This window comes from Enterococcus sp. DIV1420a (assembly GCF_051712165.1).
GTDB classification, from domain to species: Bacteria; Bacillota; Bacilli; order Lactobacillales; family Enterococcaceae; genus Enterococcus; species Enterococcus faecalis.
This window is the reverse complement of record NZ_JBIOOI010000001.1, coordinates 2,176,248-2,199,047: the sequence shown is the minus strand read 5'-3', so window position 1 is coordinate 2,199,047 and position 22,800 is coordinate 2,176,248. Positions and strand designations below refer to the sequence as shown.

The window sequence follows — 22,800 nt, the reverse complement described above, 5'->3', positions numbered from 1 at the left end:
CGAAAGGAATTTATGATGGCAAAGAAAACAGACCTTAGAGTACAACGAACCAGAAAAATGATTATTGAAGCTTTTTTTAAACTTGTAGAAACGAAAGGCTACGAAGCGGTGACGATTCAGGATATTGCTGATGAAGCTATGATTAATCGTGCGACTTTTTATGCTCATTTTAAAGACAAACAGCATTTATATGATGCAATCTTCACCTTTACGCTTAGTGCTTTTACCGCTATTCTTGATTCGCAACAACTGGTTAATGGCAACCGTGTCCGCGTGAAGCACATTGAAGAACTTCTGACGCAACTCTATATTAATATTCAAGAGAACAAATCTTTCTTCTTAACTATCATGGACAATAATTTCAACGAACACTTTCGAAAACGCTTAGCTGAAATTATCGAAGAAAAATATGCGACGATTTTTTCGCAGTTGCGTATTACCGAAAATGATATTGACGTACCGATAGATTTTGTTATTGAATACATGACCTCTATCTTCATCGGTACCCTTCATTGGTGGATTACTAGCGAGACGGATATGACACCCAACCACTTAGCCCAATTAGTTATCAAATTAGTTGGTAATGGTCATTTAACTGTCTTAGGCATCGAATTAGAAAAATAAAAACACCGGAGTAGACAATAATGTTGTCTGCTCCGGTGTTTCTGTTAAAGACGAGTTAGTTTTTTGAACGCCATTTGATATTGTGGGCTGTATTTCTTGAAGAAGTGACTTTAACACCACTTTTGATGTTGCCTTTTTTACGAGGAATTAAGTCAACTTTGACATCATACTTACCATCGCGTGCTAAATCGTAAACATTTTCAACCATTTCTGTAATTTTTTCTTTAAAGTTCATTCTTATCAACTCCAGACTATTCTTTCTTAATACTTTAGCATATTCTTATATAAATGAAAACTTTTCTAGCCTGTACATGAGGAAAATCTTACCTCATTTTTGTTATATAATTATACAAAAAAAGAACATCTCTCTACCAGAAATGTTCTGAAAACTGGGGTAGCTGGATTCGAACCAACGCATGACGGAGTCAAAGTCCGTTGCCTTACCGCTTGGCTATACCCCAAAAAGAAAATGGAGGAAAGTGGATTCGAACCACTGAACCCTAAGGAACGGATTTACAGTCCGTCGCGTTTAGCCACTTCGCTATTCCTCCAAAAAGTCATTGTCGCTGTAACGACCTGACTTAGTTATAATACAATCTTTTCCAGAAAAAAGCAACCCTTTTTTTAAAAAAATTGTTATTTATTTTTTATTCACTTAAATTCCATTGACGAATAATTGTTTCAAAGGCTTCGTCCAGATTTTTTGCTGTACCTTCTTGCTTACCATCAATTTCAATGATGAATTTTTTATCATTTTGCGGAATGACACGACCGATTTCTTTTTTACCAATAAATAATTTGTTCATTAAAACATTTGCTCCATTGTATTGGGCTTTTTCTTCTTCAACACGTACTTCAATATCTTTATTCTTTTTTGACATCTCTATCCCTCCAAGAACTCTATGTTATCAGAATCTTTGAAACAAAACAAGCACTCGCTATTTCTCTGTCAGCTTGTTCGTTTATCGTTTCAATGCAGCATTAAGGAGTAACGAAATGCGATTCGCTACTCCTTAAAGGCTGATTTCTATTCTTTTTCTGAACCTTCTGTTGCATGATAGTTCACGCTATTTGAGGTACCTTTTTTAGAAAAGTTTTCAATTAGCTCTTTCACGTCGAGGCCCGTTGTTTCTTTTAGTGTTTCTTGTGTACCAGCCAACAAGTTTGTTGCATAATTGGTAATACGGTTGGCGCCAGAATTTTCGCCACCTGCGCCTGTATCTACCACTGAAATCTTGTCGATGTTGCCCAGTGGTTGTGCTGCTTCTTTCATTAATTGTGGCAACATTTCCATCACCATACTTAACACAGCTGCTTCACCATATTCTTTGAAGGCATCAGCAATCTTTTGTTTGGCTTCGGCTTCCGCTGCACCACGAGCTAAAATAGCTTCGGCTTGCGCTTGACCTGTTAAACGCGTTTTATTGGCTTCCGCTTCGGCTAATGCTTCAACTTTGAAGCGTTCTGCTTCAGCTTCTGCTACTTCGCGTGCTTTTTGAGCAAGAGCTTCTTGTTCGCGTGCGTAACGATCTGCATCGGCTTTTTTCTTCACTTCTGAGTCGTATTGTTTTTCACGACGCGTAATTTCTTTTTCTTCTAACTCAATTTGTTTTTGACGTTCAACGACTTTGACTTCCATTTCTTGTTCCACCACATGTTGTTGTGCACGCGCACTTTCCAAGTTATAGGCTTGGTCTGCTTTGGCTTTGGCAATATCTTGTTCTTGTTTGTATAACGCTAATTTCAATTCTTTTTCTTTTGAAGCTTCTGCAATTTCTGTTTGACGTTGCAATTCCGCTTGTTGTGATTCTTTTTCAGCTTCCGCTTTTTTGATACGAGTTTCTTTCAAGGCTTCTGCTTCAGCAATATCTGCATCACGTTTAACTTGAGCGATTCTTGGTTTCCCTAATGAATCCAAGTATCCATTTTTATCACGAACTTCTTTAATTGTGAACGACACAATAACTAAGCCCATTTTAGCTAAGTCAACACTGGCAACTTCTTGTACACTTTGGCTAAATTTATCACGATTTTGGTAAATTTCTTCCACTGTCATTGAACCTAAAATCGAACGTAAATGTCCTTCTAATACTTCACGTGCTTCATTTTCTAATTCTTCCGTTGTTTTTCCTAAAAATTGTTCCGCTGCTGTCGCAATTTCTTCAACTGACGAACCAATTTTAATGATTGATGTCCCATCACACATCACAGGAACCCCTTGTTCTGTGTACACTTCTGGTGTGGAAACATCTAATTTACTTGAAAGCAAACTAATTCGATTTGAACGTTGGAACACTGGTAAGACAAACGCACCACCGCCACGAACGATTTTAATTTTGTTGCCACCTTCGTCTACATGAACATTTTTAGAGCCTAGATAGCTCCCGCTGATAATTAACGCTTCATCAGGTTTGGCTGTCTGATATTTAGAAACAAACACAATTAATAACATTAATAATACTAAAACTGCAATAATAATCGGTAACAAAATCCCCATTTTCTTCTCTCCTACTCTATATTTTTAGACTGCCTTCGTAAGGAATGACATAACAAACCCGTTCTTTCAATTCAATAATCAATACCTCACTACCTCTTGGCGCAGCCACTTCTTGTGGCACATAAAATGCTGCTGGTCGACTTAACGAACCTGTGACACTCTTCAATTGAATCTCGCCCATTCCCCGGACAGGAATTGGGGTAATCACAGTAGCAACACGACCCTCCATGTCTTTTTCCGAAATAGAAATTGTGGCCTCCGAATTTTTCAAAGGGACCAACACATAAAAATTTAGGAAGAAAACAATAATGGTTGAAAGAATACCACTGACAATTAAAATAAGCCAACTATTCACCGCTGTTAATTCTTCCCCAAGGTACCCAAACAGCGAGGTAAAAGCAATCCATGGAATAATCAGCATTGGGTCCACCGGTCCATCAAAATTAAAAATATCCCCAAAAATAATTAGTAAAAAAGCGAGGACCGCGCTCCCCACTAATGCATAAAAATAAACCGTTTCCAATGGTAGACCTTCTAACACTTTTCCCACACTCCTTTCTGTGCTATAACCTAGTAATAGTGTACCAATTTTTAAATAAAAAGAGTAGCAATTTCCAAATAAATCTCAAAAGATACATCTTAAGACCTATTTTTTCTTAATAAAAGAAGCAACAATAAACGAGCAGCCCTAGAATTATCGAACTTCTACGGACTCCTCGTTTTTTAAAATGTGCTATTCATTTGATTTTAACGCTTCAATCATATTGATTTTCTTCAATTTCCGATGCATAATGACCATCACAAACAACGTGAAACACATGGTGATGACTGCGGAATATAGATAACTTGGCCAATGAATAATTGGCGAAAACATAATTAAATCAACTTCAACGGTTGCTAAAATATACTGATGCAAAATTTTCCCAAAGAAGCAGCCAACAATAATACCAATGAACGTTAAAATAATGTTTTCACGGTAAACATAGGTGGTGACTTCACGATCGTAAAACCCTAAAACCTTAATCGTGGAAAGTTCTCGAATCCGTTCAGAAACATTAATGTTGGTTAAATTATATAACACAATTAACGCTAAAGAACCAGAAACAGCAATTAGTACCCAAATGACAATATCAAGGCTTTTCAGCATATCATCAAACGAACCTTTCATCGCAGTTAAAAACGTAATGTTCAACACTTTCGGCTGTTTTGTCAACGCCTCTCCGATTGAGGTTTCTTGTTTTGAGGATAACTTTTTGTCAAAAAGTAGGAATTCTGTATTATACTCCGGCTTCTGTTTCGTCATCGTCTGGTAGAGTTTCGGCGTCATATAGACAAAATGACCCGTGTAGTTCTCTGCAATCGCGGCAATTTTCACGTGATAGGTTTGATTATCACTATTTTCTAAATTTAATTGATCTCCGACTTTATAGCCAAATAATTTAGCTAATTTTTCATTAATGATTACACCGTCATCGTTGAGGGAATATTTTTCTCCAGTGACTCGATCATTAAATAACTGAAAATCAGCCATTTTCGAAGGATCTTGTGGCACATAAAGAGTAATATTTTGAGTTGGTGCACCTTGGCCCTTCGTTTTAAAGATTTCTGAATATAACGGAATTGTTTTATTCAAACCATCCAGTTTGCGCAACGTTTCTTGATACTCTTTTGTCTCTTCAGGTGTTGTTTGCTCTTTAAAAGTCACGACTGCTTGGTAATGCCAGATTTTATTAAATTGAATTGTAGCGACATCCACAATTGAATCGCGTAAACCAAAACCAACAATTAACAGCCCCATACAACCAGCTATTCCGATAACGGTCATCAGCATCCGTCGTTTATAGCGGAACAGATTTCTAGCGGTCACTTTTTGAATAAAGCTCATGCGTTGCCATAAAGGGCGGATTCGTTCTAGTAAAATCCGTTGTCCTGCTTTCGGCGCTTTGGGTCTTAGCAAGGTAGCTGGGGTACTTAATAAATCGATTCTTAATGTCACTAAGGCCGCTCCCACAGTACAAGCTAAGGCTACAATGATGCCCCATAAACTGTAATTTAAGTACCACGGTGTAACTAAATCAGGAATATTGTACATTTGACCGTAGGCATCAAAAATTATTTTAGGGAATAGATAATAGCCAACTGCCAATCCTAATAATGCACCTGTTAGGCTGGCAACCGTTGCATAGGTAATAAAAATCGAAGCAATTTCACGATTACGATAACCTAAAGCTTTCAAACTACCAATTTCCATTCTTTTTTCTTCCACCATACGTGTCATGGTAGTTAAGCTGACTAATGCCGCAATTAGGAAAAAGAACAACGGGAATAGCGTGGCTAAAGAAGAAATCCGATCAGCGTTATCTTGATATTCAGAAAATCCTGGATTGTCTTCCCTGGTAAAATAATAATACGTTGGGGCTTTCAAATTGGCTAGCTCTGTTTCTTTTTCAGCCAACAGTTGTTCCTGTTTAGCCAATTCGTCTTTTTGCTTTTCAAGCATCTCAGCTGGAATTTCTGGTTGTTGCTCCAACTGCGCAAGCGCTTGTTTTCCCGTTTCCAGCGCTTGCCGACCTTGATTAATGTCCGGCTGAGCCGAATCACGCAGAGCCGCAATCTGTTCTTCTGGCCGATTTTTCAGTGCCTCTTTTACTTGATTTAAGGCCTGCTCTCTTTTCTTTTCATAATCAGAGGAATACGTATTTTGATGTTTTAATGAACGAAATGAGATTAGCAATTCTGGATACCGTTGACTGTCAAAGGCTTTTTCCGAAACCACGCCAAAAAAGTTTAACGTTCCAGACCCGACCGTTGTGGTTCCCCTGGATGTATTATCAATATATTCTGGTGAATTGATAAATCCAACAACAGTAAAATGAGTTTGTGTCAGCCCTTTTTCTTTAATCGCTGCATCGTTTAAAGTGATTTTATCACCCATTTTATAGTCATATCTAGTTTTCGCTAATGTATCTAATGCAATTTCATTTGTTTGTTTAGGTAACCGACCGTCAACTACTTGATAGTTAACCGATCCTGCTTGATTTTTTCGATAGCCAAACAATTTTACTGCATTATTTTGCGGCCCAATCGTGGCATCTATTGTATACCGCGGCACAACTGTTTCGACATCTTTTAAAGACTGTAGTGTTGTTAAATCTTTCTTTTCCAGTCCCATTGTAGAAATTATTCGCGCATCTGGAAGCTGCTCTTTCTGGTAATAATTATTCGCGGTTTTAATCATATCTGGTCCAGTAGCTTTCAAACCAACAAAGACCATTACACCAAGGAAAATAATCCCCATAATCGATAAAAATCGTGTAGTAGATTGTCTAATTTCACGTAAGCTTGTTTTAATTAGCGCTGTTTTCTTCATTTTAGGCACCTACCATTCAATTTCAGCAACCAATTTAGGCTGATCATTCACAGTCATTTCGCGAACTTTCGCATCATTAATTCGAATTACCCGATCGGCCATTTCTGCAATGGCTGAATTGTGGGTAATAATTAAGACGGTCGTTCCAGTTTCACGAGCAGTGTTTTGCAAAATGGTTAAAATTTGTTTCCCTGTTTCATAATCCAGCGCTCCTGTCGGTTCATCACATAAAAGTAACTTTGGCTTTTTAGCAATCGCACGGGCGATGGTTACTCGTTGTTGTTCACCACCAGAAAGTTGCGCTGGAAAATTATCTAAACGTTCCCCTAAACCCACCGATTGTAAAACATTGGTCGAATCCAACGCATCCGCAACGATTTGCGAAGCCAATTCGACATTTTCTTTTGCCGTTAAATTTGGGACTAAATTGTAAAATTGGAAAACAAACCCGACATCATTGCGTCGATAAGTGGTTAATTGTTTCTCTGAAAACTGAGCGATATCTGTGCCATCAATAATAATTTCCCCTTCATCACAGCTGTCCATTCCACCAAGAATATTTAAAACAGTTGATTTTCCAGCACCGCTGGGGCCTAAAATAACCGCTACTTCTCCTTTTTCCACTTCAAAAGAAATGCCGTCATTCGCAGTAATAGTTGTCTCTCCCATTTGGTAACGCTTGTATTCATTTTTGACTTCAATATAGGCCATCCACTATCCCTTCCCTTCTACATTAAAATAGTAACATATCTGAGAAAACAAGTCTTTCAAAGAAAAGCCTTTTTTGATTTTTTAGCAAATTTACGTATAATAGAAAAGATGGTCCACTTAAATTTGGACTATTGCAAGTATAAAATTAGAGGAGCACGTTATGGCAAACAGAAAGAAGAAACCACCATTTAATTCAACCATCATGCTGATTGGCGCATTAATCATTTTAATTTTAGGCGCGGTTGGCGTTAAAGTTCCTGATGCTTTACAAGATTTATTTAATGTTCAACCACAAACAACCACCCCCTCAAGCACACCAGCACCAAAAGGAGATAATCCTGGACCCATTGAAAATGGTAAAGCCACATTTTCAGCAGAGGAGTTAAAGGATAACTCAAACGGCTGGATTACTTATCATTCTCTAGATCGTCTAAAACGAGCGACAGGCGCTGATGCGCTATTAAAACCCGCAATGGTCAATACAGGAACTTCCGCTAATAAAGATATTCGACCAGCTGGTTTCATTTCAGGAAAAGCTAATCATTCGCGTGGCCACCTAATCGGCCGTCAAATGGGAGGCAGTGGTGATGATCCACGTAACTTAACCACCTTGTATCAGAATCCTGTCAACACTCCTTATATGACGAAATATGAAAATCAGATTCGGGCAGCTCTTGATCGCGGCGAAACCGTTCGCTATCGCGTGACACCTGTATATAACGGAAACGATTTGTTGGCTGAAAAAATCATCTTAGAAGCCAAAAGCCTTAAAACAAATTCACCCATTGATTTTTCAGTAACTATTTTAAACAAACAATAAGGAGGAACTTTCATTGGATTTTGAACAGCTAAAAGAAACATTACCCGATGCAAAACCACAAACATTTTTGCAAGCAATCCTCTCTCAACCTCAAGAAGAGGATGCTGAATTAACTTTCAGTGAAGAAATTGATGAACAGTTTGTCGAAAATTGTAAATTTTTAGCCTCTCCGGAAACCATTTCTGAAACAGATGTGGAACATTGGCGCGAACAAGAATTTTTAGTTGTCGCCCAAAGTTTAGATGGCGATTATCTAGCAGGCACCCTAGAGCAAACCTTTGTGATTCCTAGCTCCCTTTACAAAGAGGATATTGAGCAATTTGACAAGCAATTAATCGATTTTTTTATTGCCTATGAAAACAAAGAAATCACTTCTGCGATTTTACCAAAAGAATTATAAAAAAAGCTTGCGGATAAATTTCCGCAAGCTTTTTCTTGTGTCTTATGCTCGATAACGTTCTACGCCATCTAAATAAGTGGCTGCTAATTCCATGGTTGGTTCTAATACGATAAAGTCAGCATCACGACCATTTGCAATCATGCCGCATTGATCATCAATTTTACAGCTGATCGCAGGAACTAATGAAGCCATCATAATTGCTTGTGCAGGTGTTGCAATACCCCAATCAACTACATTTTTAATTGCTTCTTTTAGTTTTAAAATACTACCTGCTAAGTTCCCAGTATCCAAACGAGCCGTTCCTTCTGCTACCACAACAGGAAATTCACCTAAATTGTAGTTGCCATCTGGCATACCGCCAGCCATCATGCAGTCTGTAATTAACGCAACGTGATCATGGCCCGCTTTTTCCATCAATACTTCAGCCGCTTGCGGATGTACATGGTGTCCATCACAAATTAATTCAGAGAAAACGTGTTGTAACGTTAACAATGCACCAACCATCCCTGGTTCACGGTGATTTAAGCCACGCATCCCATTATATGCATGAACAAAAACGCTAGCGCCTGCTTCAACTGCCACATCAGCTTCTTCTAAGGTCGCATTACTATGGCCTAAAGCAACAACGACACCTTCATCTGTAACGGTTTCAACAAATTCTTTCACACCATTACGTTCTGGTGCCAACGCAATTTTCTTAATAATTCCGCCTGAAGCTTCTTGCCATTCGTGGAATGTATCAAGGTCTGGATCTCCAAAATAACTTGGATTTTGTGCGCCTTTATGTTCTTCAGTAAAGAAAGGTCCTTCAAAGTAAATCCCTTGAATTTTTGCACCAGGTACTTCTTGGTAGACTTGACCAATCGTACGTGCAACGTCTGTTAAACGTTCTTTACTTGAAGTTAATGTTGTTGGTAAAAATGAAGTTACACCACAAGATAATAAGCCTTCAGACATCACTTTAATGCCTTCTGCATCGTTATCCATTACGTCATGATTCATGTAACCATGAATATGAGTATCCACTAAACCTGGGGCAATCCATTTGCCTTCCTCACGAATAATTTTTACGTCCCCTTGCGGTTCATCTTTTGTATAATTACCAAAGATACCATCCGTGATTTCTAAATAACCAGGTCCTTTAACATCGCTTTTTAAAAAGAACTTGTCTGCAAAGATAAATGTTTTCATCTTCATCCTTCTTTCTTTATTTTACTTACTTCAAAAGTACTCTTAATCAGTACAAAAGTCAAGAAATGGTGTAGACCTTTTAAGCAATTCTGAGGATTTTTTAAAGATTGCCACTTTCCACATTTTTCATTTGTTGTGCTAAGTTTAAATAACGTTCTGCTTCTTCGTGTTTATTCTTTCTCATTAAAACTAAATATTTTAGATTTAATAATTCACTTAAATAATAATAACTATTTTTTTTGCGGGCCCAAGTAATTCCTTGATCCACATAAATTTCGGCATCTTTTTCTGTATAATTTTTAAATAAGAAATCAGCATAATTAAAAAATATTTTCGTTAACTCTGCATTACTGCGTTCATTTGGCAATTGATTAAAATAATGAATACTCAAACTTAAAAATCGCTCTGCTTCTACTCGATTGCCCATGTAACCATAAGTGGCACCTAGACAACTAATTAATTGAATCTCTAAATCAGAAACATTTAACTTATCGGCTTTATAGGTGAAAGATAACCCTTTACGCAAGCTAGCAATAGCTTTTTCATAATCATTTAGAACAAACAATTCACAACTACCTAAATAATAATAATATTTTTGCCAGTCCGTATCTAAATACAATTGTTCTTCAATACGATTTTCCTTTAAATAATTTAATAATAATTGATATTTTTTATGGCGAAAATATTCAGCCATTTTTTCAAATGAATACGTAACAACGTGCACATCACCAGATTTATAACGCATAATCTGGTCAACAGTCACACCTAAACGATCACAAAGTTGTTGCATTACGAGGACGTTTGGCAACTCTTCATTGTTTTCAATGCGACTTAAAACACTTTGCGAACAGATGTCTTCTGATAACATTTTCTGTGTCAATTTTCTATTTTTTCTAATTTCTTTAATAACTGCACCTAAAGAATTCATCACAATAGCTCCTATTTATATCGGCCATTTTCCTTGCAAAATGGGGATTTTGTCAAAATATGCGAATTCGCATTATGCTTTTATTGTACTTTATTGCATAATATACTGCAAGAACATTATCTAAGGTTTTCTTAGAAAATAAATAGGTTCATTTTTATTAAAAAGGAGTGTTATTGTATGGCCGAAGAGAAAAAGGTTCACTTCATTTGGGAAAAAACAAATTATTCAGGCTTTGTGGAGAAGGAGTATGAAAATTCTTATCTCATCGTAGTAGCAAATCCTAGTCCTGATATGGAAGAAAAATATACCAACCGAATGATTATTAGTAAAAAAGCATGTGAAACCGCAGAATAGTATTGTTGATAAAACAAGAACTACCAAAAAATAGCTTCGTTAGAGGCTATTTTTTGGTAGTTCTTTTATTTTTGTTTGTAGGTACTTAAAAATTCACGCATTTTATCTGCTGTAGTTTTTAAGTCTTCCATCTTCGGTAAATAAACAATACGGAAGTGATCTGGTTGTTGCCAATTGAACCCACCACCATGGACTAATAAAATATGATGTTTGTGTAAGAAATCTAAAACAAATTTTTCATCATCATAAATGTCAAATTTGGCCGTATCAATTTTCGGAAAAATATAGAAAGCTGCTTTAGGCTTCACGGCTGATAAACCAGGAATATCATTTATCGCATTGTAAATAAATTCTCGTTGTTCGTAAATTCTGCCACCTGGCAAAAGTAAATCATCGACACTTTGATAGCCACCTAATGCAGTTTGAATGATTTGTTGTGACAACACATTTGAGCATAACCGCATGGAAGCAAGCATATTTAGCCCTTCGATATACCCTTTTACTCGTGATTTATCTCCACTTAACACCATCCAACCGCATCGGAAGCCTGCCACTCGATGTGATTTTGACAAACCATTCAATGTTACGACAAATAAATCAGGTGCTAATGTAGCAATCGGTACATGAACCAAACCGTCCATGACCAAACGATCATAAATTTCATCGGAGTAAATAATTAAATCATTTTGACGTGCCACTTCGACAATTTCTAGTAATAACTCTTTCGGATATAAAGCACCAGTCGGATTATTTGGATTTATAATAACGATTGCTTTTGTATTCGAAGTTATTTTTGATTTTATATCATCAATGTCTGGATACCATTCTGCTTGCTCATCACAAATATAATGAACAGGTGTACCGCCCGCCAAAGAAACAGAAGCAGTCCATAAAGGATAGTCTGGCATTGGCACAAGTACTTCATCGCCGTTATTTAACAAGCCTTGCATACACATGGTAATTAGTTCACTCACGCCATTACCAGTGTAAATATCATTAATCGTTACATTAGGAAATTTTTTTAATTGGCAATATTGTTCAATCGCTTTTCTTGCAGAAAAAATACCTTTTGAATCGGAATAACCTTCTGAATCGCGAACATTCACAATCATGTCGCGCACAATTTCATTTGGGGCATCAAAACCAAATGGCGCTGGATTCCCTGTATTTAATTTCAAAATACGTATGCCCTCTTCTTGCATGCGTTCTGCTTCTTCTAAAACAGGACCACGGACATCGTAACTTACGTTATTTAATTTATCGGATTTTTTAAAATTTCTCACACGGACTCCCTCGCTTCACAAATTTATACTCTAAAGTTACGCCAACTATAATGAAAAAGCAATAATAAATATCAGAATTTAATAAAAAATTGATGGTTTTTCCGTAATAAACAAGAGCGTGGGACAAAAATCACTTTGGATTTTTGCTCCACGCTCAAAAACTGATAAACGGCGGGAACAGAAGCAACTCCTTCTTATTTCTCGGAGTTAAACACTTCTGTCCCGACCTCTTGTTATACTAGTTGATGCAGATGATGGGACTCGAACCCACACGGACATCTGTCCACATGACCCTCAATCATGCTTGTCTGCCAATTCCAACACATCTGCATTTTAAGAGCACTTATTTATCCTAAAATAATTACTGGTCTTTGTCAAGATAACAAAGACCAGAATCGTTAGATTTGTTCTTTTTTCGTTTGCCAGGACAAACGCCCATGACATTTTCCGCAGACATATCGTGTCGTATCAATTCGTCGTTTTCTGAGGATCACTTCTCCACAAGACTGACATTGGTACTGATGGAAAACTGCTTTTTTCCGTTCTACCAGAGGCGGTGCGTAACGGGCACCGCCAGTCTTAGCCAATAACTCTTTAAAGTCCTTATCTTTATGCTGATAGCCTTTGCCAGCTAAATGTAAATGATAGTGACATAACTCATGCTTAATGACTTTTTCCAGTTCCTCTTGTCCATACTTTAAAAAGACAGTTGGATTAAAATCCAGGTGATGCGAAGCTAAATGATAGCGACCGCCCGTAGTTTTTAACCGCCGATTAAATGTAGCTTGATGCAGAAAAGGTTTCTGAAAAAATACGATTGAAATTTTTTCCACTAGCGTTTGAAGCGTTTGATCTGTCATCAAGACTGGTTGAGACTCTTTCATTGTTACTCTTTTCTATCAGCACGAGGCAACATGGTTAAACTAATACGCCCCTTTTTCAAGTCAACATCTTCTACCCAAACTGTGACTACATCACCCACCGCAACAACATCCGTTGGGTGCTTAACAAATTTAGGACTTAACTTAGAAATGTGGACTAAGCCATCTTGCTTCACACCAATATCGACAAACGCACCAAAGTCAATTACGTTTCGAACAGTCCCTTGCATTTCCATTCCTGGTTTCAAATCTTCCATCGTCAACACGTCTTTACGTAAAAGTGGCGCTGACATCTCATCGCGCATATCACGACCTGGTTGGATTAAACTAGCAATAATATCTGTGAGTGTTTCTGAACCTACTTCTAACTCAGTAGCTAATTGATTCACTGGTAACTGTTTCAATTTTTCGATAGCTTCTGCTGTCCCTAATTCTTTAGAAGCAATCTCTGCTTTTTCTAAAATTGCTTGTGCTACTGGATAACTTTCTGGGTGAATGCCAGTGTTATCTAACACATTTTTGCCATTAGGAATTCGTAAAAAGCCAATTGCTTGTTCAAATGCTTTTGGTCCTAAACGAGGTACTTTTTTGACTTGATTTCGTGCTGTGAAGACACCATTTTCATCACGATAAGTGACTAAGTTTTGCGCCGTTGTTTTATTTAAGCCAGAAATATGTTGTAAAAGTTGAGCACTCGCTGTATTCACATCAACACCAACTTGGTTTACCGCAGTTTCTACAACAAAATCCAATTGCTCGGCAAGACGTTTTTGCGATACGTCATGCTGATATTGACCGACCCCGACTGCTTTGGGATCAATTTTTACTAATTCTGCCAACGGATCTTGTAAACGACGTGCAATGCTGACCGCACTTCGTTCTTCGACTTGTAAATCAGGAAACTCTTTACGAGCCACTTCACTCGCAGAGTAAACGGAAGCCCCTGCTTCATTAACAATCACGTAAAAGACGTCCCGTTTCACCGCTTTTAATTGCTCTGCCACAAACAATTCAGATTCACGACTTGCCGTTCCGTTTCCAATAGCTACCATGTCCACTTGATAGTCTTCAATGATCTTTTTAAAGGCTGGACCAGCGGCTTCACGTTTCGCAGCAGTCGCTGGTTTATGTGGATAAATCACTTGAATTGCTAAAACTTTACCAGTTTCATCGACAACTGCTAATTTACAGCCTGTCCGATAAGCCGGGTCAAATCCTAGAACAACTTTTCCTTTAAGTGGTGACTGTAATAATAAATTACGTAAATTTTCACCGAAAATTGCAATCGCTTGTTCATCAGCTTTTTCTGTTAATTCATTGCGAATCTCCCGTTCAATCGCTGGTCCAATAAATCGTTTATAGCTATCTAAATAAGCAGCTTCAATGTATGGAGCAGCTAAACTTGTTGCTTGTTTGCCGATTAGTTGACGTTGGAAATAATCATTAATTTTTGTTTCATCAGCGACAAGGGAAACCTTTAAAATGTCTTCTTTTTCACCACGATTCGTTGCTAAGACACGGTGCGGCACCATTTTGCTAACTGGTTCTGCAAAATCGTAATACATTTCATAGGTCCGCTTTTCGTCTTTTTCTTCGTCCTTAACTACGCTAACGTATTGCGCATGTTTAACCATATAATCACGTAACCATGTTCGGTATTTTGGTTCATCGCTAATACGTTCTGCTAAAATTTCATGAGCACCTTGCAAGGCTATCTCGGCGGTTGCAACTTCTTTTTCTTCATTAATAAAAGTAGCCGCTTTAGCTAAGATATCCGCGTTTTCAGGTAAAGAGAGCAACCAATCTGCTAATGGTTCCAACCCTTTTTCTTTCGCGATAGTCGCTTTGGTCCGACGTTTTTGTTTATATGGTCGATATAAATCTTCCACTTGTTGCATTTTTACTGCTTTTTGAATATCTGTTTTGAGTTCTTTTGTTAGTTTTCCTTGCTCTTCAATTAAACGGAGAACTTCTTCTTTCCGCTTTTTCAAGTTTTGTAAATAATGATAACGTTCTTCTATTTCACGGATTTGGACTTCATCTAAACTTCCAGTCATTTCTTTCCGGTAACGGGCAATAAAAGGAACTGTATTTCCTTCATTTAATAAAGTTAAAACCGTTGTTATTTGTTTTGAACGATACGTTGTCAATTCTTTTTGAAGTAGCGCTACTACTTCTTCGTTATAAGCTTCTGCCATTAACTAGATACCTCTTTTCTTATGCATACTTATCTATTTTAGCATATTTTTGCTTCTAAATATAGAAGTGAGGTAACTGATTCATACGATTAAGGAATCAAAATTCTGGTTGCCACGCAGGGGTGCGTTTTTGATATTCGATATCTTGGACAATGCCTTTTTCATTAAAAATCACACCATGCACAGAGCCACCAAAAATAGCACCACCATCTATCCCAATTTTTCCATCACTTTGCCAAAGGTCCGTGGTCTGCATATCACCATGTAACATCGGAGTAATGGTATGACCAAAAACAATGGTCTTGCCTGTATTATTTTTCCCTTGATGAAAGGGTTCGCGAATCCACAAAAAATCCTTAGGTGCTGTTTGCCGCCAATCTTCCATCGTTAAATCAACCCCAGCATGCACAAATAAGTAATGCTCCCATTCAAAATAAAGTGGTCGTTTTGTTAAAAAATCAATTAACTCTGGATAGCGACTACGGATCATTAAGGCCATTTCTGTTGGTGAGTATTCTGCAGTAGCTCCTGGATGCAAGAGACTTTCAATTGTTTCCTTGCCACCATTGCGAACATATCCTGCAAACCAGTCCTCTGGATTTTGAAGAAACTGCAAAAAATATTCTTCATGATTGCCTCGTAAATAAACAGCGCCGTGTTGCTCGACAAGTTCTTTTCCTTTGAGAAAACAGGCTTTAGAATCCGGACCACGGTCGTTTAAATCACCAATTAAAACTAGCTGATGCTCAACTGGGTCATAGTCTGTGAGTAAGGCATCAAACAAATCTGCTTGTCCATGAATATCACTGATTACATAAACATATGGTTTCATAAATAAGCCCTCCTAACTTGCTTATATTAAGTATACGCTAAATTTTAAAATATTCTCGTAAAATGTTTGGAAATAAGAAACGAAAATAGGACATAAGTCAAAACGACTTATGTCCCACTCTCTAAATCTTAAAATAATCAGTTGAACAAAAGCAGCACCTGCAATTACTCGTTGCAATTTAGCTTTCAAGAGTGATGAACACTTGGAGCTAACTGCTTTTGTCTCTGACTCGTTTGGTTTATTTTTTCTTCTTACCGCCAAACGCATCTTTCATTTTATCAAAGAAGCCTTCTTCTTGTTGTTCAGTTACATTTTGTCCGCCAGCTTTTGCAAAAGCTCGTAGGGCATCCTTTTGTTCTTCATTAAGATTTTTTGGTGTTATTAATTTCACTTTCACGTGTTGATCACCATTGCCCCCACCACGTAAACGTGGCGCACCTTTGCCTCTTAAGCGGAAGTTTGTGCCAGTTTGTGTTCCAGCCGGAATTTTTAATTTCACGTCACCATGAACAGTTGGTACAGTTACTTCGTCCCCTAGAGCCGCTTGGACAAAACTTACTGGTAAATCGTAGTAGATTTCTGCGCCATCTCGATCGAAAATATCACTATCTTCAACACGAAAGACTACATATAAATCACCATATGGTCCACCATTGGTACCCGCTTCTCCTTGGTTAGCTAAGCGCATTTGTTGACCGTCTTCTACTCCAGCAGGCACATTTACTTTGACAGTATGTGCTTTTTTCTCATGACCTGTGCCATGACAAGTTGGACATGGTTCTTTAATTTCTTTCCCTGTGCCATGACACACATCACAAGTTTGACGACTCATCATACGACCTAATGGCGTTTGACGTTCAACATTGATTGTTCCAGAGCCATGACATTTATGACAAGTTTCTGGGTGTGTGCCTGGTTTGGCGCCATTACCGCCACAGGTTGCACAAGTATCTTCTCGATTGTACTTAATCTCTTTTTCGACACCGAAAATAGCTTCTTCAAATTTCAATTGAATTGTATATTGTAAATCGGCGCCTTGTCTTGGTGCATTTGGATCAACAGAACGGCCACCGCCGCCACCAAAGAATGAATCGAAAATATCTTCGAATCCACCAAAACCACTACTGCTAAATCCGCCGCCACCGAAACCGCCAAAGCCACCAGCGCCGCCACCGTAATTAGGATCAGTTCCTGCATGGCCATATTGGTCATAGGCCGCTTTTTTCTGTGGATCACTTAATACTTCATACGCTTCAGAAACTTCTTTAAATTTTTCTTCCGCATCGGCTTCTTTGTTAATATCTGGATGGTACTTTTTGGAAAGTTTGCGGTATGCTTTTTTAATTTCATCATCTGAAGCACCTTTTGCTAATCCTAGCACTTCATAATAATCTCGTTTCGTCGCCATTGACTTCCCTCCAACTTTCTTCAAACTTTACAATGTGTTTAGAACCAGCCAAATTCATCGATTGCTTTCGGTCTCTCTGGTTGGATTATCTGTCACACCTTGAATCAGTGTTACTAGCTGTGAATAGGTATTTTCAGCTTGTTTAACATCGTTGTAATCATACCACAGTTCTTTCAAAACCTAAATAGTTTCTTGCTAACTTGATTGTGGTTGATTTTCTCACAAAAGACAAGGGACTGGGACATTAGTCATTGTACTAATGATCCAGTCCCTAAAATCAATTGTTATTGATTATTTGTCATCACCATTTACTTCTTCAAAATCAGCATCAACAACATCATCAGCGCCACCTTGAGCAGCTTCAGGATTTTCTTGTGCTTGTTGTTGCGCAGCTTGTTCGTAAAGTTTTACTGTTAAGTTTTGGACGATTTCATTCAATGAATCACGTTTTGCTTTCATTTGTTCGATATCGTTTGCTTCGATGGCTGCTTTTAATTCATCACGCGCATCTTCTGCTTTTTTCACTTCTTCAGCGTCTACTTTTCCTTCTAATTCTTTCAATGTTTTATCAACAGTGAATAATAAAGCATCTGCATCGTTACGTAAGTCAACTTCTTCTTTACGTTGTTTATCTGCTTCAGCGTTTGCTTCAGCATCTTTTACCATACGTTCGATTTCATCATCAGATAAACCTGAAGAAGATTTAATCGTGATTGTTTGTTCTTTTTGAGTGCCTAAGTCTTTCGCACGAACATTTACAATCCCGTTTTTATCAATGTCAAAGCTTACTTCAATTTGTGGCACACCACGAGGAGCCGCAGGAATATCTGTTAATTGGAAACGACCTAATGTTTTATTATCAGCGGCCATTGGACGTTCACCTTGTAAAACGTGAATATCAACAGCTGGTTGATTGTCAGCAGCAGTTGAGAAGACTTGTGATTTACTTGTTGGAATCGTAGTGTTACGATCAATTAATTTTGTAAATACGCCACCCATTGTTTCAATCCCTAATGACAACGGTGTTACGTCTAATAAGACAACGTCTTTAACATCACCAGTGATTACGCCACCTTGGATTGCAGCACCCATTGCTACTACTTCGTCAGGGTTAACTGATTTGTTTGGTTCTTTGTTTGTTTCTTTGCGAACAGCTTCAACTACAGCTGGAATACGTGTTGAACCACCAACTAGGATAACTTCGTCGATTTCAGAAGGATTTAAACCAGCATCTTTCAAGGCTTGACGTACTGGTACTTTTGTACGTTCAACTAAATCACTTGTTAATTCATCAAATTTTGCACGAGTTAAGTTCATTTCTAAGTGCAATGGTCCTGCTTCGCCAGCAGTAATAAATGGCAAGCTGATTTGTGTGCTTGTTACACCTGATAAGTCTTTTTTCGCTTTTTCAGCAGCATCTTTCAAACGTTGTAATGCCATTTTATCGTTAGCTAAGTCAATGCCATTTTCTTTTTTAAATTCTGCAACCATGTAGTCAATGATTTTATTATCAAAGTCATCCCCACCTAGGTTGTTATCACCGGCTGTTGATAATACATCGAAAACGCCATCGCCTAATTCAAGGATTGACACGTCGAATGTACCACCACCAAGGTCAAAGACAAGAATTTTTTCATCTTTGTCTGTTTTATCTAAGCCATAAGCTAAAGCTGCTGCTGTTGGTTCGTTAACGATCCGTTCTACTTCTAAACCAGCAATTTTACCAGCATCTTTTGTTGCTTGACGTTGCGCATCGTTGAAATATGCAGGAACTGTAATAACTGCTTTTTCAACTTTTTCACCTAAATAGTCTTCAGCAAAACCTTTTAAATATTGTAAGATCATTGCAGAAACTTCTTGTGGTGTATATGATTTTCCTTCAACATCAACTTTGTAGCCAGCTTCACCCATGTGACGTTTAATAGATGAAATCGTGTTAGGATTTGTAACAGCTTGACGTTTTGCTACTTCGCCCACTTGAATTTCACCGTTTTTGAATGAAACGACCGAAGGAGTTGTGCGGTTACCTTCTGGGTTTGCAATAATTTTCGCTTCGCCGCCTTCTAGCACTGCGACAGCTGAGTTTGTTGTTCCTAAGTCAATACCAATAATTTTACTCATAGTGAATATCTCCAATCTGTATTAGTTTTCTATAATAATATATTTTTAATTAACGTTTGTTATTGTGCAACAATGACCATTGATGGTCGCAACACACGATCTTGTAATTTGTACCCTTTTTGTAGAACTTCAACAATGGTATCTGCTGGGGTTTCTTCAGAAGCAGGGACTGTTTGAACGGCTTGATGTAAATTTGGATCAAAGGTTTCACCCATTGCTGGGATTTCTTCAATTCCTTCTTCTTTTAAAGCCACAGTAATACTTTCTAGCACCATCGAAATACCTTTTTTCAAGCTTTCGCCTTGTTCATCTGATACTTCAATAGCCATTGCTCGTTCTAAATTATCAATGGATGGTAAAATCTTTTTACCTAAATCTTGTGAGCGGTAACGAACTAATAATTCTCGTTCGTTTTTATTTCGATTGCTCATATTAGCAATTTCGGCTCTTGCCCGCAAGAACTTGTCTTCCATTTCGGAAAGCTCTGCTTTAAGATTTTCAATCTCTGTTGCTTCAACTTCTACTTCAGAAACGCCAGCAGCATCAACAGCTTCCATTTCTTCTTGTAATTCTTCTTGCTTCTCTTCTTTTTTACTCACTTCAGCAACTTCCTTTCTCTTTATGCATCTACTTCTTATCCTAACAAGGTTTGCTTAATTACCTAAAAAACGGTAATAGTCACCTAGTTGTGAAGCTAGCTCATGTCGAAACGTGTCTACCAAACCGAATATTTTTGAATACGGCATACTGGTTGGTCCTAGCAGGGCAATTGTTCCTTTGCCATGTCCTGATACTTCATACGTAGCAGTGATCATGCTCATATCTTCTAAGAGATTGTTGCCAATTTCTGAGCCGATACGAAAAACAATTGGATTTTCTGTTGTTGCAGAACCATTTAATAAATGCGTCAGCTCATCAGAATTTTGCATAAAGGAATAGACAGATTTCAATTGTTCAATATCTTGTTTGATGCCAAAATCTAACAAATTCATGCGACCACCGACAAAGACTTTTTCTTCAAAGGCATGTCCTAACATCTCATCGAATAAGTTCATCATTCCTTCTGGCGTTTGGAAATAGCGATGTAAAATCATCGGAATCTCCGTCCGCAAACGATGATAAACGGTCAACAAAGGTTGTCCAACCAACTTATCATTGATGATTTGTGTCATTTTTTCAAGATCTTGGCTAGAAACAGCGGCAGGAATGGCAAATACTTGGTTTTCAACATTGCCTTTATCTGTCACTATAATAGCAAGGACTTGCCGATCATTCAAAGGAACCATTCGAAAGCCGGTTAATTTCCGTTCTTTCACTTCAGGTCCTAATGAAAAAGCAGTATAACTTGTCAATTCTGATAGAATTTCAGCTGATTGTCGAATAATATCATTAATCTCATGAAATTCTTTTCCAAAAGATTGACGAATCCTTCTAAGTTCGTTCTCTTCTACTTGTGTTGGTTGTAAAAGATGATCCACGTAGTAACGATATCCAGCCATTGAGGGGATTCGCCCTGAAGAAGAATGGGTCTTAGCTAATAAGCCGTATTCCTCTAATGCTTTCATATCATTACGAATTGTGGCAGAACTAGAGGCAATGCCATCCTCCATCAATTTCTTAGAACCGACAGGTAAGCCCGTGTTCGTGTAATTTTGGATGATAAGTCTCAAGATATTTTGTTGTCTTTCTGTAATCATCGTTATTACCACCCTTCATTAGCACTCTTAACATCTAAGTGCTAACTACATATACTAATATAACAAGTCCTTACCTTTTTGTCAAGGGAAATACGCAACTTTTTAGCACTCTTAACGCAAGAGTGCTAATCACTGCAAACCACCTTCAAAAACCATCAATACCAACTTTTGTAATAAAAAAATCATCGAAATGCTTTGTCACACTTCGATGATTTTTTTATTTTTTTACTCTTTTTCACTTAACAAAAATGCTTCAAAAACATTATTCCCCACAAATAGTCCTTTTTTCGTTAAACGTAAGTTATCTGCTTCTTCAATTAATAATTCTTCTTTGATTAAGCGTTGAATGACCTCTCCATAAATTGCTTCAATTGGTTCATGAAATTTTTGTTGGAATTTTTGTTTAGAAATGCCTACTTTTTTACGTAAGCCTAAAAATAGCTCTTCTTCTATTTGATTTAGACGAGTTAATTCTTCAGTCTCCACAATTGGCAATTGATTTTCTCGCAAGGGTTTCAAATAATGTTGGATTGGACCGTGATTTTTGTAACGAGTTTGCCCAAGATAGCCGCTGGCACCTGCGCCAAATCCATAGTAGTGGTCATTATTCCAATAAGCCAGATTATGCTGGCTTTCTTTTCCTGTTAAAGCAAAATTACTGACTTCATATTGGTGACGTCCTTTTTTCTCCATTGCTTCAATCGTTTCGTCAAACATCTGTGCTTCGATTTCTTCTTCAGGCAGCTGTAACCGTCCTTGACGAACCCAGTTCATGAACATTGTTTTATTTTCAAGAATTAATGAATAAAGCGAATAGTGCGGCAAGTCCAATGCTAAGGCTCTTGTCAAAGTATCGCGAAAACTTTCCAATGTTTGTCCAGGTAAAGCATAGATTAAGTCAATACTGACATTGGTAAAATTTTCTTTCTCTAAAAATTTCATTGTTTCATAAACATCTGCGGCGGTGTGTTTGCGACCGATTTTTTTGAGCAAACGATCATCAAATGTCTGAACGCCCATCGAAAGACGATTGACGCCATAGTTTTTCATGACTTGTAATTTTTCTTGGGTTAAATCACCAGGGTTTGCTTCCACCGTAAATTCATTTCGGTCATCAAACGTTAGCTGTTCGCGAACCCCTTTTAGTAGCACATCTAACTGTTTCGCTGATAATGAAGTTGGCGTGCCTCCGCCAATATAGATGGTTTTCATTTCTTGTTCTGGATACAATGCTTGCGTAAGTTGAATTTCTTTTAATAAACTCTGAATATATTCATCAACTGGTTGTCCTTCTAAAAAGACCTTGTTAAAATCGCAATAATAACAAATATGCTCACAAAATGGAATATGAATATAGGCCGACCGATCGAACATCGGCGTTGAAGTTGAAAGTTGGTTTGTTTTGGTCATTAGCTCGTTTTATCTCCTTATTACCAAAAAGCTCGTTCTTTTTGGAAAGTCTCTACTAGCCATACTAACTGTAAA

General features: G+C 37.7%; 22 protein-coding genes and 3 tRNA genes. 4 read left to right on the top strand and 21 right to left on the bottom strand.

Annotated elements, in window-relative coordinates:
* Positions 1-12: 12 nt before the first annotated feature.
* Complete coding sequence (locus IGI80_RS11005; RefSeq protein WP_002357803.1) at positions 13-624, top strand: TetR/AcrR family transcriptional regulator; 612 nt, start codon at positions 13-15, stop codon at positions 622-624.
* 55 nt (positions 625-679) lie between these two features.
* Here the strand turns inward: IGI80_RS11005 and IGI80_RS11000 are convergent, their stop codons facing one another.
* The 8 genes from IGI80_RS11000 to IGI80_RS10965 all read right to left on the bottom strand — a co-directional run bounded on the left by IGI80_RS11000 (position 680) and on the right by IGI80_RS10965 (position 7,202).
* The gene (locus IGI80_RS11000) at positions 680-859 is read right to left on the bottom strand and encodes a hypothetical protein (RefSeq protein WP_002357804.1); all 180 of its coding nucleotides are present in this window, start codon (positions 857-859) and stop codon (positions 680-682) included.
* A 154-nt stretch (positions 860-1,013) separates the two neighbouring features.
* Positions 1,014-1,085: transfer RNA gene (locus tag IGI80_RS10995), tRNA-Gln, on the bottom strand.
* Positions 1,086-1,094: 9 nt separating this feature from the next.
* A tRNA-Tyr gene (locus IGI80_RS10990) sits at positions 1,095-1,175 on the bottom strand.
* A 96-nt stretch (positions 1,176-1,271) separates the two neighbouring features.
* A complete protein-coding gene (locus IGI80_RS10985; protein WP_002357806.1) occupies positions 1,272-1,505 on the bottom strand; it encodes a DUF2969 domain-containing protein in 234 nt (77 codons plus the stop codon).
* 146 nt (positions 1,506-1,651) lie between these two features.
* The gene (locus tag IGI80_RS10980) at positions 1,652-3,121 is read right to left on the bottom strand and encodes a flotillin family protein (RefSeq protein WP_002357808.1); all 1,470 of its coding nucleotides are present in this window, start codon (positions 3,119-3,121) and stop codon (positions 1,652-1,654) included.
* A 16-nt stretch (positions 3,122-3,137) separates the two neighbouring features.
* On the bottom strand, positions 3,138-3,671 hold the full coding sequence (locus tag IGI80_RS10975) for a hypothetical protein (RefSeq protein ID WP_002380225.1): 534 nt from the start codon (positions 3,669-3,671) through the stop codon (positions 3,138-3,140).
* Between the two features lie 183 nt (positions 3,672-3,854).
* On the bottom strand, positions 3,855-6,491 hold the full coding sequence (locus IGI80_RS10970; RefSeq protein WP_438723385.1) for an FtsX-like permease family protein: 2,637 nt from the start codon (positions 6,489-6,491) through the stop codon (positions 3,855-3,857).
* A 9-nt stretch (positions 6,492-6,500) separates the two neighbouring features.
* On the bottom strand, positions 6,501-7,202 hold the full coding sequence (locus IGI80_RS10965) for an ABC transporter ATP-binding protein (RefSeq protein ID WP_002363831.1): 702 nt from the start codon (positions 7,200-7,202) through the stop codon (positions 6,501-6,503).
* A 160-nt stretch (positions 7,203-7,362) separates the two neighbouring features.
* Between IGI80_RS10965 and IGI80_RS10960 the strand changes: the two genes are divergently transcribed.
* Both IGI80_RS10960 and IGI80_RS10955 read left to right on the top strand, forming a co-directional pair.
* On the top strand, positions 7,363-8,022 hold the full coding sequence (locus tag IGI80_RS10960; protein ID WP_002357812.1) for a DNA/RNA non-specific endonuclease: 660 nt from the start codon (positions 7,363-7,365) through the stop codon (positions 8,020-8,022).
* A gap of 13 nt (positions 8,023-8,035) precedes the next feature.
* Positions 8,036-8,422, top strand: a complete 387-nt coding sequence (locus IGI80_RS10955; protein WP_002357813.1) for a hypothetical protein — start codon at positions 8,036-8,038, stop codon at positions 8,420-8,422.
* A 42-nt stretch (positions 8,423-8,464) separates the two neighbouring features.
* Here IGI80_RS10955 and nagA read toward each other — a convergent pair whose 3' ends face one another.
* Together nagA and IGI80_RS10945 are read right to left on the bottom strand one after the other, a co-directional pair.
* Positions 8,465-9,613 (bottom strand): N-acetylglucosamine-6-phosphate deacetylase, encoded by a 1,149-nt coding sequence (gene nagA, locus IGI80_RS10950; RefSeq protein WP_002357814.1) that lies wholly within the window; start codon positions 9,611-9,613, stop codon positions 8,465-8,467.
* A gap of 100 nt (positions 9,614-9,713) precedes the next feature.
* Positions 9,714-10,541: a helix-turn-helix domain-containing protein gene (locus tag IGI80_RS10945; RefSeq protein WP_002381942.1), complete on the bottom strand. Its 828-nt coding sequence runs from the start codon at positions 10,539-10,541 to the stop codon at positions 9,714-9,716.
* Between the two features lie 177 nt (positions 10,542-10,718).
* Between IGI80_RS10945 and IGI80_RS10940 the strand changes: the two genes are divergently transcribed.
* Complete coding sequence (locus IGI80_RS10940) at positions 10,719-10,895, top strand: hypothetical protein (protein ID WP_002357816.1); 177 nt, start codon at positions 10,719-10,721, stop codon at positions 10,893-10,895.
* A 65-nt stretch (positions 10,896-10,960) separates the two neighbouring features.
* On the opposite strand, the gene IGI80_RS10935 is transcribed toward IGI80_RS10940, so the two are convergent.
* The 11 genes from IGI80_RS10935 to hemW form a co-directional block, all read right to left on the bottom strand.
* Positions 10,961-12,178: a pyridoxal phosphate-dependent aminotransferase gene (locus tag IGI80_RS10935; RefSeq protein WP_002357817.1), complete on the bottom strand. Its 1,218-nt coding sequence runs from the start codon at positions 12,176-12,178 to the stop codon at positions 10,961-10,963.
* A gap of 246 nt (positions 12,179-12,424) precedes the next feature.
* Positions 12,425-12,508, bottom strand: a tRNA-Leu gene (locus IGI80_RS10930).
* Between the two features lie 68 nt (positions 12,509-12,576).
* Positions 12,577-13,038, bottom strand: a complete 462-nt coding sequence (locus IGI80_RS10925) for a SprT family protein (protein ID WP_048941529.1) — start codon at positions 13,036-13,038, stop codon at positions 12,577-12,579.
* 26 nt (positions 13,039-13,064) lie between these two features.
* Positions 13,065-15,257, bottom strand: coding sequence for a Tex family protein (locus IGI80_RS10920; RefSeq protein ID WP_010828742.1), 2,193 nt, complete (start codon positions 15,255-15,257; stop codon positions 13,065-13,067).
* 97 nt (positions 15,258-15,354) lie between these two features.
* A complete protein-coding gene (locus IGI80_RS10915; protein ID WP_192177248.1) occupies positions 15,355-16,089 on the bottom strand; it encodes a metallophosphoesterase family protein in 735 nt (244 codons plus the stop codon).
* A gap of 238 nt (positions 16,090-16,327) precedes the next feature.
* Positions 16,328-17,497 carry a molecular chaperone DnaJ gene (gene dnaJ / locus IGI80_RS10910; RefSeq protein WP_002357822.1) on the bottom strand — a complete coding sequence of 390 codons (1,170 nt, stop codon included), beginning with the start codon at positions 17,495-17,497 and terminating at the stop codon, positions 16,328-16,330.
* Between the two features lie 54 nt (positions 17,498-17,551).
* Positions 17,552-17,674, bottom strand: coding sequence for a hypothetical protein (locus IGI80_RS10905; protein WP_002357824.1), 123 nt, complete (start codon positions 17,672-17,674; stop codon positions 17,552-17,554).
* Positions 17,675-17,788: 114 nt separating this feature from the next.
* The gene (gene dnaK / locus IGI80_RS10900) at positions 17,789-19,618 is read right to left on the bottom strand and encodes a molecular chaperone DnaK (RefSeq protein ID WP_002357825.1); all 1,830 of its coding nucleotides are present in this window, start codon (positions 19,616-19,618) and stop codon (positions 17,789-17,791) included.
* A gap of 59 nt (positions 19,619-19,677) precedes the next feature.
* Positions 19,678-20,217: a nucleotide exchange factor GrpE gene (grpE, locus tag IGI80_RS10895; protein ID WP_002357827.1), complete on the bottom strand. Its 540-nt coding sequence runs from the start codon at positions 20,215-20,217 to the stop codon at positions 19,678-19,680.
* Between the two features lie 54 nt (positions 20,218-20,271).
* Positions 20,272-21,315: a heat-inducible transcriptional repressor HrcA gene (hrcA, locus tag IGI80_RS10890; protein WP_002357828.1), complete on the bottom strand. Its 1,044-nt coding sequence runs from the start codon at positions 21,313-21,315 to the stop codon at positions 20,272-20,274.
* Positions 21,316-21,540: 225 nt separating this feature from the next.
* Positions 21,541-22,689 (bottom strand): radical SAM family heme chaperone HemW, encoded by a 1,149-nt coding sequence (gene hemW / locus IGI80_RS10885; RefSeq protein WP_438723452.1) that lies wholly within the window; start codon positions 22,687-22,689, stop codon positions 21,541-21,543.
* Positions 22,690-22,800 lie beyond the last annotated feature (111 nt).